This window comes from Brevibacillus ginsengisoli (genome assembly GCF_050113715.1).
GTDB lineage: Bacteria > Bacillota > Bacilli > Brevibacillales > Brevibacillaceae > Brevibacillus_H > Brevibacillus_H ginsengisoli.
Map to the genome: position 1 here is coordinate 89,774 of NZ_JBNJQR010000013.1, position 16,131 is coordinate 105,904.

The following is a 16,131-nucleotide window of genomic DNA, read 5'->3' on the forward strand; positions in this document are numbered from 1 at the left end:
TCATTTTTCTATGAGATTACTACTTGATTACGTCCTTTTTGTTTTGCCTCGTACAAGTTTTTATCTGCTGTTGCGATCAGTGTCTTGGGTTGCTGTTCCGAAGTTGGTATCGTGCTCGCAATTCCACCAGAAATGGTGACATACGGACTAATGCTCGATTGATTATGGGGGAACTGAGCCGTCTCCACATTATGGCGAATTTTCTCGGCGATCATAGCAGCGGCGGCGCAATCTGTCTCTGGTAAAACTACAATAAATTCTTCCCCGCCATATCTTGCCGCAAAATCACCCGGCCGTCTTAAAGGCGCACTGATTAGCTGGGCTACCTGCTTGAGACAGTCGTCTCCCGCTTGATGGCCATAGCTATCGTTATATCCCTTAAAGAAGTCGATATCAAACATAATAATGGATAACGGCTTATTGTTTCGCAAAGCCCGATTCCATTCTTTTTGATAATTTTCATCAAAAAAACGTCGGTTAGGGATCCCTGTAAGTCCATCGACAGAAGAGATTTCTTGCAAGATTTGATTGGTGGCCGCAAGCTCCCTTTCTACTTTTATACGCTCTTCGATGTCACGCTTTAACAGCTCCTCCTGATTGTACCGTCTAATCGCTCCACCGATACTGGCAGCGGCGGCAATCAGAATCGCTTCTTCATTAATGCTCCAAACTCTTTCATTGTTGCAATCATTAAATCCGATAAAACCCCAGAAGGTATCACCTACGAAGATTGGAACAATGAGAAAGGAAAGACTCCCCTGTGATTCAAGCAATCTTGTCTCTTCCTCGGGTAGATCCTTCACTAGACCTACAATTAGCCCTCCAGAAGACAGCCGATCGTACCAACGTGAAATGCCCATTTTCTTGTAGGAGATATTTTGAAGCAGCGGATTGCTTAATTGCGGCTCAACCGAATCACGCACCCATTCATAACGGTGGCTGACCAGAAGATCATTCGTCTGTGGGTCATGATGGTTCTCATACACATAGACCCGGTCCACGTCGGCGTTCGTTCCAAGGATCGTTAAAACCTTGTGAATCGTTGCTCCGAATTCCTCAGGCATCGTCAATAAATAGTGAGCGGCATCGGCAACTCCTTTGAGGAGTCTTTCTTGTTTCTGAATCATCTCATCTGCTTGTTTGCGCTCGGTTACGTTGCGGCTGACAAGAATAATCGATTCGCATTTCCCCTGATCATCCAATATGAAGCTAATCGCTACCTCAAGCCAAATGTAATGCGATTTGGCATGGCGCAGGCGAATTTCTGTTTTGCAGGAGTTCATCGAACGCATACATCTCGTTATTTCACTTGTAAGCATCTTACGGTCATCAGGATGGATAAACTCAACAATAGACTTCCCAACTATCTCCTCTTGAGTGTAGCCAAATTCATGATTACAAGCCTGGTTGATATACTCGATGACGAACTGTTGGTCCATTTGGCAGATAACGTCCGAAGAGTGATCGGTGATTTGACGCAGTTTCTCTTCACTTGCTCGCAAAGCCGCTTCCACTTTCATACGATCAGTAATATCGCGAATAATGCACAGGACAGCTGGCTTGTTCTGATAAAGAAAAGCCATAGCCGTTACCTCAGTATCAACGACTTCTCCATTTAATCGAACCAATTTTTCATAAAGAGGTTCAACTTTTGCATGATCGTTTTGTAAGAATGCCATACGAGATCTGGCCAATTGTTGGGAATCTGGGTGAACCAACTCAATGGCAGGCTTCTCGATCAGCTCCTCCTCGTTTTTCGCGCCAAACATTTGCATCGCGGCTGGATTGACGTAGATTACTCGATTGTCACAATGAACGAGCATAGCATCTGGAGAAAACTCGACTAGCTGGCGGTACCGCTCCTCGCTCTCCTTCAATTCTCTCTCGATTTGCTTGCGATCCCGCATATCCCGAATCGTACTGGCAATGGCCACAACCTCTCCCGAACCGTTATGAACAGGCGAATAGGTCACATTCACGTTTATCAAGGTGCCATCTTTGTGTCGGCGTATCGATTCCATTGCAGTCAATTTCTCGCCTGCCATGACGCGTTGACAGTTCATCTTATACTCCTCATACAGATTAGGGAAGATAATCGGGAAGGCTTGTCCGACCAATTCTTCCTTTTTCCAGCCAAAAATCATTTCATAAGCGGTATTGACTGAGAGTAATATTCCTTCCAAATCGACAATGGCAATAGCGTCTGTTGTATGGTTAATAAAGGATTCCAACTGCTCCTTCGCTTCTCGAATCTGTTTTTGGGCTAGCAACTGTTCTGAGATGTCCTTGAAAATACAAACCGCTCCAGCTACTGCGCCATTTTTCCGTATGCAACTCACTACATATTCAACGGGAAAACTTGCCCCATTCTTGCGCAAGAAATTGTCGGTTGTCCGCAACTGTGGGATTCCCTCTTGCATGGCCTGTACAAAGGGACACTCTTCAGCCTCCCCCTCTGGATTCACGCGATAGACTAACTGATGGATTTTATGATAGAGCAGTTCTTCTCGACGAAATCCCAGCATTTTCAAAGCAGCCGGGTTAATAAATGTGATATTCCCTTGGATATCCAACCCGAAGATTCCTTCACCCGCTGCCTGTAAAATCATCTCTGTCTGATCATGCAGGTGTTTAACCTCAGCTTCAACAGACCGCTCCCTCATTCGAGCGCGCTCTTCAACGGTATCAAACTGATAGGAGTCTTCCTTATATTGCAAAATCGTTTTAATGTACTCTTCGGAAAACGACTCCTCCTCAGAAACAGTTGGAAGCGTACTAATGTCCTTGCCGCAATGGGGGCAAATCCATTTTTCCTCCTCTCTGAGACTAGACACCGAGGCTCCGAAGCAAAAGCAACACATCTTCTTGATCATCATGGCGCATCCTCCTCACTTCACGATCATGACCGGAATTTGGGATTGATTAGCAATTCCGAGGCTGACGCTTCCCAGTGACAATGTTGAATAATTGGTTAAGCTTCTGCATCCCAAAATAATCGCATCTACCGATTTTTGATTCGAGTATTCCAGAATCATCTTCGTTACCGTGCCTTCCAATACAATGCCTTCCAACTGGGCGTCCAAATCAGTGAAAAAATCCATCACTTTTTTCACTAGTTCTTCCGCCTGACGATGGACGACCTGCTTTATTTCCGGATACGTATCCATTAAAGCGGCATAGCTTGGAATTACATGAAGAACGTGGATTTCCTTGGGGATTCCCGGAAAAAAACGTTCAATAAATTCGTGAAATTTGGTTAAGAATTCTGTTCCGTCCACTGCTATTACTATTTTCATCGTTTTCACCATTCCATTAAAAGGAAGTAACAGTATACAAGTAAAATAGACCAGTTACATTTGGAATTAACTGGTCGGTTGCACTAATCGCTCCGTGTCATCCAAGTGCCCAAGATACAGATGACCGATCATCGCTCCCATTTTTCGATTTGGTAATTCTTAGTACCAATGTACCATTTTTCATTATGAAAATATAGACAGTTTCATTCAAATTCCAAATATTTTATAGCGGTCCTTTTAGCGTTGCTGTCTCATTTCCCGGCAACTCATTCCATATCTTTTTTTAAACGATCGTTGAAAAGCACTAAGACTTCCAAAACCTGCTTCAAATGCAATAGAAGTGATATCCTGTGCGGTGAATTGGACCAACCAACGCGCTTTTTTCAACCGTAGCTCCGTTAAATATTGGCTCGGCGTTGTTCCCAACTGTTTACGAAACAGTTGAATTAAATGAAATTTGGTAACTCCCGATATACGCGCCACTTGATCAAGAAAAAGCTCAGAGGTAAATTCTTCTTGAAGGTATTCCATTGCCCGCTTTAAGGCAGGATGGTAAAGAGCAGATCCCGCTTGCCGTTGCTCTACTCGATCGCGATGGTTTCTGTGCGTCCCCTCTTGGACGAGTAACAACTGTTTGACCAACTGATACTCCAGCTCTTCTAACATAAACGGGATAGATGTCATCTGCATGGTCTCTAAGAAGGCACGTTGAGCCAGTTGATAGAAATCTCGGTTGCACCCTTCTCCCCATTTATCCAACTGGAATCGATTAGCGGATACCCCCCATTGTTCCTCCAGTATTTGCGCCATATATGTTTGTTTGATTCCAAGCACCATGATTTTGGCAGGTTTTTCATCGGTATAATGCCTGTGCTCGTCATCTGGAGACACGACTAACCGATTCTTCGTACTTAAGCGGCGAATTTCCTGATTACACTGAATAGATGGTGTACCTGCTAGCGGAATACTCATTTGATAGCAATCTCCATGGCCATGCAATACATCGGAGGAGTGGGGTTCCAGATGAAATATTCGCAGCCCGCTAAAGTTCATTTCCAGTACCATTTCCACGCTCGGCACCCCCTCAATATTTGCCGCGTTGTCATCTCAATTATTGCGGTATGTACTAGTACGAAAATTTGTATAATAAACATATTTCATTATACTTTAGTTAGTCTTTGAAAAGATATCGTGCAAAAAGGGTGATCGAATGATAAACAATGGTTTGGTAAAAAAACAAGGGTTAACCAAAGAAGAGCTGGAGCAGATAGAGCAATTGGCGGCGCTTTGTGACCAAGCGGAAAATATTCAACTCAAACTAAATCGGGACATGCTGCGCAACCGTCCCACTAATGAAACCAATGATTTTCTCTACTACGAGGATAATCAACTTGTTGGATTCTTAGGAATCTACTCCTTCCGTTCTACAGAGGCTGAAGTAAGTGGAATGGTTCACCCTGATTATCGCAGGAAGGGTATCTTCCGCTCACTCCTCCAAGAAGCGATTGATGAGTGTAAACAACGAGAGATTCCCAAGATTATTTTTATCGTTCACAACCGTTCCCAATCAGGAAAACAGTTGATGGGATCCTTGAATGTGCCCTACTCGTTCTCCGAATATTGGATGGAGTATCAGGCTGGAAGCGAAGGTGTTGCGGTTACAGGAGATATTGAATTGCGCAAGGCGACAGAAGCAGATCGAGACACGGTTATTCACCTGAACGTTACCGGATTCTCCATGACGGAAGAAGATTCCCGCGACTATGTAGATTCTACGCTAAGTTCCAAATCCGATCGTACCTATATTGCTTCATTAAACGGAGAACCAATCGCCAAAATCTGCATCCAATTGGAAGGCGGCAATGGTTTTATCTTCGGCTTCTGCGTCACTCCTGAGCTGCGAGGGCGTGGATATGGACGTCAGATTCTTCAGCAAACCATCGATCTGTTGCTCCTTCAACAACCAAAGCGAATTGCGTTGGAAGTGGCCGTCGAGAACAAGAATGCCCTAACACTCTATCAATCCTGTGGCTTCACGGAAACTGGCGCCAATGATTATTACGAACTAATTCTATAAAAATCACCCCCCTTATCCCGAAAGTTAAGGGGGGTGAACTTTAGCTATGGGCATTGGCTGTATAGAAGGGAATATTGGTTTGTTCCGCAATTACCGTCGTAACTTGATTGGTGGCTTGAAACATACGCAAGTTCTTGATCGTTGCGTACACCTTATCGTGAATTTTTAAACCCAATTCCTTGTAGCGTTCATGACTGATTTCGACCTCAAATAAAACTTCACTATCCACACGCTTGCACTCCAGACGAATGGTCGGCCCGATCGGATAAATATGCTGAATGGTGGCTTCAAAGGAGTTCTTACTCACCGGGATCCGGGACAGATCGATTTCATGCGGTCGGACGTACCCGATCGCCGCTGATCCAGTGTCGCTGGTTGGCTTGAAGCTCTCTCCATTAAAGCGATTTACACGTCCCAAAAAACTGTAGACGAATGGGTTCGCCGGGTAGTGGTAGATTTCCTCGGGAGAGCCGACCTGTTCAATTTTGCCCTGGTTCATAATGACAACCCGATCCGCCATCTCCAAGGCTTCCTCTTGATCATGCGTCACGAACACAGTTGTGATGTGAAGCTTATCATGCAGCTGTCTCAGCCAGCGTCGCAACTCCTGTCGAACTTTGGCATCCAGCGCTCCAAACGGTTCGTCGAGGAGCAACACCTTGGGCTCAACAGCGAGTGCCCTTGCCAATGCCACCCGTTGTCGCTGCCCACCTGACAACTGAGTGGGATAGCGATTCCCCAAGCCTTCCAGCTGAACTAATTGGAGCAACTCCGTTACGCGCTTGCGAATGAATTCCCGCGATGGGCGCTCCTTGCGATTCTTCACTTGTAAACCGAAGGCGATGTTGTCAAAAATCGTTAGGTGCCGAAACAGCGCATAATGTTGGAACACAAATCCGACCTGTCGCTTGCCCACCGGTTGATTCGTTGTATCCTCTCCATGGAAGTTGATCCTTCCTACTTCCGTATCTTCCAAACCAGCAATCATCCGAAGCAACGTAGTTTTTCCAGAGCCTGACGGACCAAGCAACGCAACAAGCTCACCCGTTGCGATCTCAAGATTAATATCCGTTAATGCCTGAAACTTACCGTACGTCTTGGAGATACTTTTCACTTCGATACTCAACGTTCAACGCCTCCTCTTCTCCATCACCTAGTACCTGATTTCTCTGTTTGTTGGTAAGCCACTCCACTGTACTTTTCACGAATAATGTAACAATCGCCAAGATCGCAAGCAGTGAGGCGACCGCGAATGCTCCAACGAAGTTATATTCGTTGTATAAGATCTCAACATGCAACGGGATCGTATTCGTCATGCCCCGAATATGTCCGGAAACCACCGAGACGGCTCCGAATTCTCCCATCGCACGAGCGCTCGTCAGGATGACCCCGTAGAGCAGTCCCCATTTGATGTTGGGCAGCGTAATCCGCCAGAAGGTCTGCCAACCGCTTGCTCCCAGTACAAGTGCCGCCTCTTCTTCTTCTGAACCAGCGGCTTGCATCACAGGTATGACCTCACGAACCACGAACGGAAAGGTAACGAACAAAGTGGCGAGAATAATTCCTGGAACTGCAAACACTATTTTTATATCATGGGCTTCCAACCAAGGGCCGAGAACCCCTTGTGCCCCAAATAACAGGATAAAGATTAATCCGGAGATAACCGGTGAGACTGCAAACGGAAGATCGATTAGGGTTATCAGAAGATTCTTTCCACGAAAATCAAATTTGGCAAGCAACCAGGCTGCGGCAATGCCAAAAATAAGATTGATTGGCACGGTAACGATTGTGATCAGCAAGGTCAACTTGATCGCATCGAGAGCTTCCGGTTCCAAGATGGCATCTCGGTAGGCTTCCCATCCCTTTTTTAATCCTTCAGCAAATACGGTCGCCAAAGGGATAAACAAAAAGAAACAGAGAAACACCAGAGCGATCACGATCATCAACCAACGTAGCCACGTCCCAGAATGTAAGTTGCTGCTGTTGTTGCTTGTCATACCTCTCTCCCTTTCTCTTAGTGGATCGAAAACTTCTTGCCACTTCTCCATTGGAGAAAGTTAATCATAAACAAAATTGCGAACGAGCTAACCAACATAACACTGGCAATGGCTGTTGCCCCCACGTAGTCGAATTGCTCCAGTTTCGTCATAATCAGAAGCGGAGTAATCTCCGTTTTCATCGGCATATTTCCAGAGATAAAGACCACCGAGCCATACTCCCCGATCGCACGAGCAAATGCCAACGTAAAACCAGTCAGAACAGCCGGCAATAAATGAGGCACAATCACTCTTCGAAAGGTCTGAAACCGATTGGCTCCCAAGATGGCCGCCGCTTCTTCATACTGTTGGTCTAAATCGTGCAGAACCGGTTGAACGGTTCTCACCACAAAAGGCAAGCCGATAAACGTAAGCGCCAGAATGACTCCAAGCGGGGTAAAGGCCACCTTAATTCCAATAGATTCAAGGTAGTGACCGATCCATCCATTCTGTGAATAAATGGTCGTCAGAGAAATTCCGGCCACTGCGGTTGGTAATGCGAAAGGCAAATCCACCAAAGCGTCAACCAAGCGTTTCAACGGAAACTGATAGCGTACCAGGACCCAAGCGACCAATAAGCCAAATACCGCATTTAGCGTTGCCGCGATAAACGAAGCATAGAGACTAAGCCAGTAGGAAGCCACGACTCGTTCCGCCGTAATCGTTGCCCAGAACTCCCCCCAAGTAAGAGAAGTCGTCTTGATGAGCATGACGGCAAGCGGTATCAAGACAAGCAGGCACAAATACAGAACGGAATACCCTAAAGTCAAGTTGAAGCCTGGTAGTATACTATAGCGCTTCTGAATTCCTTTCATGATGCCAATTCCTCCACTGACCTGTTATGGTTTATAGATTTGATCAAATATGCCTCCATCGGCAAAATGTGTTTGTTGGGCCTGTTTCCAACTGCCTGCGACATCCTCAAGTCGGAACAATTCCAATTTTGGAAAGCGGTCCGCATACTTAGCGGCAACGGTTTTTGAAGTTGGACGGTAATAATATTTGGCTGCAATTTCTTGACCTTGCTCGGAGTATAGATACTTCAGATACTCTTCGGCTACTTGCTTTGTTCCATGCTTCTCTGCGTATTTATCGACTACACTGACTGGTGGTAAGGCCAGAATACTGCTCGGCGGAACCACTATCTCCACCTTGTCTTTGCCTAAACTGTCTACAGCCAGAAAAGCTTCATTTTCCCAAGCGAGCAGTACGTCTCCAATCCCCCGCTCAACGAAGGTAGTAGTCGAACCGCGTGCGCCGGAATCGAGCACGGGTACATGCTTAAACAATTCCTGGACGAACGCTTTTGCTTTGGCTTGATCGCCATGATTCTTTCGAAGCGCATAGCCCCAGGCAGCCAGGTAGTTCCAGCGCGCGCCCCCTGAGGTTTTGGGATTGGGCGTAATTACCTGTAAATCTGGTTTGATTAAATCTCCCCAGTCCTTGATGCCCTTGGGATTTCCTTTGCGTACCAGAAACACAATCGTGGAAGTATAAGGAGAGCTTTGCTCTGGAAGACGCTTCTGCCAATCCTCAGGAATCAACTGCTTCTTGGTTAGCGCATCGATATCATAAGCAAGCGCCAACGTCACTACATCCGCTTCCAACCCATCGAGTACCGAGCGGGATTGCTTGCCAGATCCCCCATGTGATTGCTTGATCGTGACCGTTTGCCCTGTTTTACTCTTCCAATATGCCGCAAAATTCTGATTGTAGGCCTCATAAAACTCTCGAGTTGGATCGTATGAGACATTCAGCAACGTGACTTGACTTTTATCCGCAGGCTCTGGAGACTCACTTTTTCCGCAGCCCGCAAGACCTACAAGTAAACTGATGGACGCGAGACTGACCAGCCAATTCTTTATTTTATTCATCTGCTTCTCTCCTCGTACCCTTTATCTATTTAGTCTTCTGGCTAACAAATCTTCCAAGGTCGTCTGATCAAGAACCTGCGCCACCGTATCACGCACAAGTGTCCAAAGTGGCTTCAACACGCAAGCTGATTCCAATTCACAAGCCTCATAGGCGGTGATACTGGCACATCCCATTGGTGCCAAAGGTCCTTCGAGTTTACGAATCACATCACCGATATTGATCTCGGATGGACTACATCGCAAGGAGTATCCCCCCTTTGCACCTCGCTTGCTTTTGACATGTCCGTTCATTTTTAATTGCAATAAAATTTGTTCGAGATAGCTTACAGGAACCAAAGTTTTCTCCGCAATCTCTGCAATTGATAACACGTTCCCTTCGCGCTGTCCCAAATAAATCAAAGCGCGTAAGGCATATTCACCTTTGCTGGAAACTTTCACGCTGGTTCCCCCCATCTCGATAATCTTGAGTTTTTTAGTAGGGATTTGATTGTGTACAAGGTGAAGCTATGCTGTGTTCGAAATCTTGCTTCTGAGTTTAATCCGACAATTCCTAGTTGTCAAGTATGAATTAAGGTGTTCAAACTTTCTCAGACCGTTACTCTCCCACTGGTCAATCGCCTCTTTATTGTATGCACAAATGCCCGGTACGGTTCTTTACGTCCTCTAATAAAAAACAGACTCCAAAATGGCTAGGAGTCTGTTTAAACATTTGTTTAACTTATGAAATTACGTTTTTTCAAGCTTGTCCTACGAATTTACAGTCGCTCGTCCAAAACGTTTTGCAGCTTCTTGAGCTTGTGAAATCGCTTTGGATTTAATGGAATCCGCTTGCTCTGGCGCAGCAGCCATTCCTTCCACCCAGATGGTTTCCACGTCTTTAATTCCCATGAAGCCCAAGATCGTCTTCAAATAACGAGTGGAGAAATCCATATTCTGCCCAGGTCCTTGGGAATAGACGCCGCCGGCCGCTTGGATGAGAACGGCTTTTTTGCCTTCCAACAGACCAACTGGTCCTTCGGCGGTGTATTTAAATGTTTTCCCGGCAATACAGATCGTATCAATGTACGCCTTCAAGCGTGGTGGTATGCTTAAGTTCCATAATGGGATGGTAAACACATATTGATCTGCTTGAACAAACTGATCGGTCAGCTCGTTGATTCGAGAAATCTTAGCCTTCTCATTAGTGGAAAGATTCTCAAAGGAAGAACCTTGCTGAAGCTTCGTCCAACCACTGAACACATCTTCGTCGATTTCTGGAATATTGGCTTTGTACAGATCCAACTCGGTTATGGAATCGTTGGGATTGGCTCCGCGATAGGCATTGATAAATTCGCGGCCTACGCTCATCGAGAAGGATGTACTTTCGGATTTAGGATTAGCAGTAATATAGAGAATTTGGCTCATTGTTCAGCTTCCTTTCCTTGATGATCATTTTTATTGTGGGATTTATGGCTGGAACTATCCTAAGAGAAGGCTGGGTGTTCATCCAAAGACCGACAAAAAGCTACTTCACTTTACTTTCCAATAATGCTGCATGAGATCTGTTGCCCAATCAGGTTGTCGGATCTTCTCCATCGGCAAGAATTCACGCATGACCGGCTTCAAATCGATAATCGGTGTCCCATCAACGGCATCCAATCCTTCTACAAACAATTCTCGCCCTTCTCGTTTGAGAAGTTTAACGATGGACAAGCCCAGTTTATTCGGTCGGTTTTTTCCACGTTGCGCAAAAATTCCCGCTTTTGGGTAAGCTGGATTATTACGCGGATGCCTGGAGCCATATTGGATCTTGTCATCCTCCACCTGATCAAAGTAAAAAATCACTTCCAAGTGAGAGAATGATTCAATTTCGGCTAGACTTTCATCCGGCAAGTAATCGGCTAGACGAATGATCGAGACAACTTGACCCCAGTAATCGTCCTCTGGGGTGAGTCGAGCATTAGACACGGCGGCAATCGGTTTAATGGTAAACATATAGGCCTCCTGATGGAAAGTTTCCCCTTTTCTACTATACCGCAAGTTTGTTCATCTCGGTCAACCTTAATTTGTTTGGTTATAAATAAAAAGGATGCTCATCGCATCCTTTTTACCCTATGTCCTTAGACTACATCGTAGCCTTGATCTTCAATTGCCTCCTTAATTGCTTCGAGGTTAAGCTTGCTTTCATCATATTGCACACTAACGGTTTTGCTGGCGAGATCCACTTTCCCGGTCGCTCCTATATTCTTCAACGCAGTTTCCACCGAATTGACGCAATGACCGCAAGACATTCCTTCTACTTTCAATACTGTGTTTTGCATAATACAATTCCTCCCTAATTTGGTTTATTCATATATATTTAATCACACCTTCACTTTTTGTAAGCGAAGAGCGTTGATGACGACTGATACAGAGCTAAGTGCCATTGCAGAACCCGCTACCCATGGGGCTAGAAGACCGATTGCAGCGATCGGGATGCCCAGCGTATTGTAGGCTAATGCCCAGAAGAGGTTCTGCTTGATGTTGGACATGGTTTTGCGACTCATATAGATCGCGTCTGGAATGCTGTTCAGATCGCCTCTCATTAAGGTGACGTCAGCCGCTTCCATCGCCACGTCTGTGCCAGTGCCAATGGCCATCCCAATATTGGCAGTAGCCAATGCAGGCGCGTCATTAATTCCATCCCCAACCATGGCCACAAGTTTACCTTCTGCTTGCAGTTTTTTCACTTCATCTGCTTTTCCCTCGGGGAGTACCTCTGCGCGGACATGATCGATTCCGACTGACTGCGCGATCGCCTTGGCCGTCCGCTCATTATCTCCTGTAATCATGATGACCTGTATCCCCATTTGTTTCAGACGAGAGATGGCTTCCTTGGATGATTCTTTGATCGTATCGGCTACCGCTACCAATCCGGCGTAACGGCCATTCACCGCCACAAGCATCGCTGTCTTGCCTGCCGTCTCCAGCTGATTCATGGATTCAAACGCTTCCTGGGCCTCGATCTCGTATTTCATCATGAGCCTTCTGGTTCCAATTAATACTTCCTGCTCTTCAACAACAGCGCGGACACCGTAGCCAGGAATCGCTTCAAACTGACTGGTTGCGGGAATCGTTATGCCTCTAGCCAGGATACCTTCTACAATGGCTTCTGCCAGTGGATGCTCTGAGTTTTTCTCGGCGGCTCCAACCCATCGCAGGAATAAGTGCTCATCACCGTCCGCTACGAGCACATCGGTTAACTCTGGTTTGCCTTTGGTAATCGTACCTGTTTTGTCTAAGAGGATGGCGTTGATTTTATGAGTCGTTTCTAAATGCTCGCCTCCTTTGAATAAAATCCCTAGTTCGGCGGCCCGACCGGAACCCGCCATGATCGAGGTTGGGGTAGCTAAACCGAGCGCGCACGGACAAGCGATGACAAGGACGGCGATTAATTTTTCCAAGGCATTCGCAAAATCACCCGGTGCTACCCAGAAATACCAGATCAAGAACGTAACGATGGCAATCCCAACCACAATCGGAACGAAAATGCCAGAGATGACATCAGCCACCCGTTGAATCTCCGCTTTGGAGCCTTGGGCTTCTTCCACGACTTTAATGATTTGGGCCAATGCGGTTTCTCGGCCGACTTTAGTCGCTTTGATCTGCAGCATCCCATTTTTGTTGATCGTAGCTCCAATGACGAGGTCGCCCGGCTGTTTATCCACTGGAATACTCTCACCGGTAATCATCGATTCGTCTACTGCGGATCGCCCTTCAGTGACCTCCCCATCGACTGGGATCTTCTCCCCTGGCTTCACGATCACGAGATCGCCAACGACTACCTCTTCGACTGGAACCACTTGCTCCTGCCCCTCGCGAATAATCGTGGCGGTCTTGGCTTGCAGTCCCATTAGCTTCTTGATCGCTTCCGATGTTCTCCCCTTCGCCAACGCTTCAAACAGCTTTCCAAGCAAGATCAAGGTAATGAGGACAGCACTCGTCTCATAGTACATTTCCACCTGCATATGTTCGTTACCGATGCTCCTGAGGGTTAAATAAAGGCTGTAGAAATAGGCCGCTGATGTACCCAATGCGACCAGTACATCCATATTGGCGCTGCCGTTACGCACAGCTTTATAAGCGCCAACATAAAACTGCCAGCCGATCATAAACTGAACGGGAGTTGCCAATGCTAATTGAAACCACGGATTCATAAAAACATCAGGCACCCAGATAAACGACGTCCAGGAAAAGTGACTGACCATCGCCCACAGCAAAGGAATGGACAGAATGGTTGAGATGACAAATTTGCGCTTCTGCTTACTGATTTCTCGTTCACGGTGATTCACTTGGCCTTCTTGCTGCTCCGCTTTGAGATGTGCGTGATAGCCAAGCTTCTCCACCTTCTGAATCATCTCGGCTACCGTCACGTCACTTGGAGAGTACTCCACTGTGGCAGTCTCCAGCGCAAGATTGACGTTGGCTTGCACGACACCGGGAAGTTTGTTCAGTCCTTTTTCAATGCGGTTAGCACAAGCGGCACAAGTCATTCCCGTGATGGTAAAATCCGCTTTTTCCTTCACCGTTCCATATCCAAGTGACTCAATTTTCTTCTCCAAATCAGCGACTTGCAATTTCTCCGGATTAAAGGTAACACTGGCTTTCTCCAAGGCCAGATTCACATTGGCGTCAACTACACCGTCCAGCTTCTTCAGTCCTTTTTCGATCCGTGTAGCACAAGCGGCGCAGGTCATTCCCGTTATTTGCAGGCTTGATTGTTTGTGATCCATCCATCTCACCTCTCATTTACTATACCCATGTAAGGTATGTATATTTTAAAAAGAAAAGGCACGAAGCCAATTATTTCATCAATTTATTCATCGTTGTCAGAAGTTCATCTAATACTTCATGCTCTCCAGCTTGAATTCGCTCAATTACGCAGCTTTTCATGTGGCTCTCAAGCAACAGTTTCCCGACAGAGTTGAGCGCAGACTGAATCGCGGCAATCTGATTGAGGATATCGTCACAGTAGACGTCTTTTTCGATCATTCCCTTGACTCCCCGAATCTGTCCTTCGATTCGGTTCAATCTGGTTGTCAGGTTATTCTTTAATTTATCGGAATGGTGGCTTTGTCTTTCGGATGTGTGGCAGCAATGTTCATTTGTGTCATGAGTGTTTTCCATTGGTCTTACCTCCTTCTGATTATAATAATACTATACCCCCCTTATGTATGCAATGGGCAGTTTGGAAAAAGTAAGAAAAGACTTCGTCCCTCTGTGCTCTGTTTAAGCTTGCTTGTAGCGTTAATGTCCGCTCCGCTTTCTACGGAATGGAGTCGACAAGAAAATCACTTCGCTTCTCAGTCTGATGTAAAGAATGACGACTCTTTTCCTTCCTTCGTTCTCTGCGCTTGGTTGCGCTTAAAATGAGCGTCGAGTGACAAAGTCTTTTCTTTAGTGGGCTTGCGCGGATGGAAGGAATGTCCAATCATTTTACCATTGTAAAGCAATTGGACATTCCTATCTTATAAATTTTTTAAAGCCCACCTCAGCAAGGGGGCTACCCTGCCAACATGGGCCTTCTGGTGATTTTCTATTCTATACCCAACCTCTAAAGCGGCTGGCTTCTGCCATACGGCGCAAACCGACGATGTAAGCAGCCAGACGCATGTCTACGCGTTTTTCTTGGGAAGCTTGATAAACGTTGGTAAACGAGCTCGTCAGGATTTTCTCCAGCTTGCTGTCTACTTCTTCCTCAGACCAGTAGAAGCCTTGATTGTTTTGCACCCATTCGAAGTACGAAACGACTACTCCGCCCGCACTTGCCAATACGTCTGGAACGATCAGCACTCCGCGTTCAGTCAGAATCTCGGTTGCTTTCAGCGTGGTTGGTCCGTTGGCTGCTTCCACGAGGATTCGGGCCTTGATCTCGTGAGCGTTGTCCTCCGTGATCTGATTCTCAATCGCCGCTGGAACCAGAATGTCGCACTCCTGAACCAGTAACTCGGAGTTGGAAATACGGTTCGGGAACAAATGGGTAACGGAACCAAAAGAATCACGTTTATCCAGAAGAGTATCAATATCCAACCCATTCGGATCGTACAAGGCGCCATTTGCGTCGGAGATACCGATTACCTTGGCGCCAGCATCGTGCAAGAATTTGGCTAAAAAGCTTCCAGCATTACCGAAGCCTTGGATAATCACACGGGAGCCCTCGATGGTCATGCCAAGAACTTTGGCAGCTTCGCCCATGACGATGGTTACCCCTTTTGCCGTAGAGGATTCACGACCAACAGAACCACCCAAAACAAGCGGTTTGCCGGTGATGAAGCCTGGTGCGTCGAATTCGCGAATTTGGCTGTACTCATCCATCATCCACGCCATGATTTGAGCATTGGTGAATACGTCTGGCGCCGGAATGTCCTTGGTTGGGCCAACGATTTGACTCACAGCTCTAACGTACCCGCGGCTCAAACGCTCCAATTCCCCAAAGGACATCGTTCTTGGGTCGCACTGAATGCCACCTTTTCCGCCGCCATAAGGAAGATTAGTGATTCCGCACTTAATGCTCATCCACATGGAGAGCGCCTTCACTTCCTCTTCGGTTACGTCTGGATGGAAGCGAATACCCCCCTTGGTTGGGCCAACAGCGTCGTTATGTTGAGCACGATACCCTGTGAACACCTTCACCGATCCGTCGTCCATGTGAACCGGAATCCGAACAGTCAGCAAGCGCAAAGGCTCTTGCAACAATTCATACATGGCTGGCTCATGACCCAAGCTGTCCAATGCTGTCTTGAAGACTTGCTTCGTTCTATCCAACACATTCAAGTTCTCCGACTTTTTGCTTGTCTCTTGGCTGGTTTGTACGGTTGTTTGGCTCATCG

The 16,131-nt window shown here is 46.5% G+C and carries 15 protein-coding genes and 1 riboswitch; of the genes, 1 reads left to right on the forward strand and 14 read right to left on the reverse strand.

Translation table 11 applies throughout. The annotated features are described in order from the left end of the window. Positions 1–8: 8 nt before the first annotated feature. From ACQCN2_RS22215 to ACQCN2_RS22225, 3 genes are all read right to left on the reverse strand, one after another. Positions 9–2,876 carry a PAS domain S-box protein gene (locus ACQCN2_RS22215; RefSeq protein ID WP_426931151.1) on the reverse strand — a complete coding sequence of 956 codons (2,868 nt, stop codon included), beginning with the start codon at positions 2,874–2,876 and terminating at the stop codon, positions 9–11. A 12-nt stretch (positions 2,877–2,888) separates the two neighbouring features. After that, entirely contained in the window at positions 2,889–3,296 is a 408-nt protein-coding gene (locus ACQCN2_RS22220; protein ID WP_426931152.1) for a universal stress protein, read from the reverse strand. A gap of 63 nt (positions 3,297–3,359) precedes the next feature. Next, positions 3,360–3,442, reverse strand: a riboswitch (cyclic di-GMP riboswitch). A 91-nt stretch (positions 3,443–3,533) separates the two neighbouring features. After that, positions 3,534–4,361 carry a helix-turn-helix domain-containing protein gene (locus ACQCN2_RS22225; RefSeq protein ID WP_426931191.1) on the reverse strand — a complete coding sequence of 276 codons (828 nt, stop codon included), beginning with the start codon at positions 4,359–4,361 and terminating at the stop codon, positions 3,534–3,536. A 145-nt stretch (positions 4,362–4,506) separates the two neighbouring features. Between ACQCN2_RS22225 and ACQCN2_RS22230 the strand changes: the two genes are divergently transcribed. Beyond that, complete coding sequence (locus tag ACQCN2_RS22230) at positions 4,507–5,373, forward strand: GNAT family N-acetyltransferase (RefSeq protein WP_426931153.1); 867 nt, start codon at positions 4,507–4,509, stop codon at positions 5,371–5,373. A 40-nt stretch (positions 5,374–5,413) separates the two neighbouring features. Here ACQCN2_RS22230 and ACQCN2_RS22235 read toward each other — a convergent pair whose 3' ends face one another. The 11 genes from ACQCN2_RS22235 to ACQCN2_RS22285 all read right to left on the reverse strand — a co-directional run bounded on the left by ACQCN2_RS22235 (position 5,414) and on the right by ACQCN2_RS22285 (position 16,129). Continuing rightward, positions 5,414–6,499: a sulfate/molybdate ABC transporter ATP-binding protein gene (locus ACQCN2_RS22235; protein WP_426931154.1), complete on the reverse strand. Its 1,086-nt coding sequence runs from the start codon at positions 6,497–6,499 to the stop codon at positions 5,414–5,416. Continuing rightward, positions 6,459–7,370, reverse strand: a complete 912-nt coding sequence (gene cysW, locus ACQCN2_RS22240) for a sulfate ABC transporter permease subunit CysW (RefSeq protein ID WP_426931155.1) — start codon at positions 7,368–7,370, stop codon at positions 6,459–6,461. Before cysW ends, ACQCN2_RS22235 begins: the two co-directional genes overlap by 41 nt. Positions 7,371–7,387: 17 nt before the next feature. Further along, positions 7,388–8,224 carry a sulfate ABC transporter permease subunit CysT gene (gene cysT, locus ACQCN2_RS22245; RefSeq protein ID WP_426931156.1) on the reverse strand — a complete coding sequence of 279 codons (837 nt, stop codon included), beginning with the start codon at positions 8,222–8,224 and terminating at the stop codon, positions 7,388–7,390. A 24-nt stretch (positions 8,225–8,248) separates the two neighbouring features. Continuing rightward, positions 8,249–9,283, reverse strand: a complete 1,035-nt coding sequence (locus ACQCN2_RS22250; protein ID WP_426931157.1) for a sulfate ABC transporter substrate-binding protein — start codon at positions 9,281–9,283, stop codon at positions 8,249–8,251. A gap of 21 nt (positions 9,284–9,304) precedes the next feature. Continuing rightward, on the reverse strand, positions 9,305–9,721 hold the full coding sequence (locus ACQCN2_RS22255; protein ID WP_426931158.1) for an RrF2 family transcriptional regulator: 417 nt from the start codon (positions 9,719–9,721) through the stop codon (positions 9,305–9,307). 309 nt (positions 9,722–10,030) lie between these two features. Then, complete coding sequence (locus ACQCN2_RS22260; RefSeq protein WP_426931159.1) at positions 10,031–10,687, reverse strand: FMN-dependent NADH-azoreductase; 657 nt, start codon at positions 10,685–10,687, stop codon at positions 10,031–10,033. A gap of 105 nt (positions 10,688–10,792) precedes the next feature. Continuing rightward, positions 10,793–11,257 carry an SAM-dependent methyltransferase gene (locus tag ACQCN2_RS22265; protein ID WP_426931160.1) on the reverse strand — a complete coding sequence of 155 codons (465 nt, stop codon included), beginning with the start codon at positions 11,255–11,257 and terminating at the stop codon, positions 10,793–10,795. Between the two features lie 125 nt (positions 11,258–11,382). Beyond that, positions 11,383–11,583, reverse strand: a complete 201-nt coding sequence (locus ACQCN2_RS22270; protein WP_426931161.1) for a cation transporter — start codon at positions 11,581–11,583, stop codon at positions 11,383–11,385. Positions 11,584–11,625: 42 nt separating this feature from the next. After that, positions 11,626–14,034, reverse strand: a complete 2,409-nt coding sequence (locus ACQCN2_RS22275) for a heavy metal translocating P-type ATPase (protein WP_426931162.1) — start codon at positions 14,032–14,034, stop codon at positions 11,626–11,628. A gap of 70 nt (positions 14,035–14,104) precedes the next feature. After that, positions 14,105–14,428, reverse strand: a complete 324-nt coding sequence (locus ACQCN2_RS22280; RefSeq protein ID WP_426931163.1) for a metal-sensitive transcriptional regulator — start codon at positions 14,426–14,428, stop codon at positions 14,105–14,107. 414 nt (positions 14,429–14,842) lie between these two features. Continuing rightward, the gene (locus ACQCN2_RS22285) at positions 14,843–16,129 is read right to left on the reverse strand and encodes a Glu/Leu/Phe/Val family dehydrogenase (protein WP_426931164.1); all 1,287 of its coding nucleotides are present in this window, start codon (positions 16,127–16,129) and stop codon (positions 14,843–14,845) included. Between the last annotated feature and the right edge of the window lie 2 nt (positions 16,130–16,131).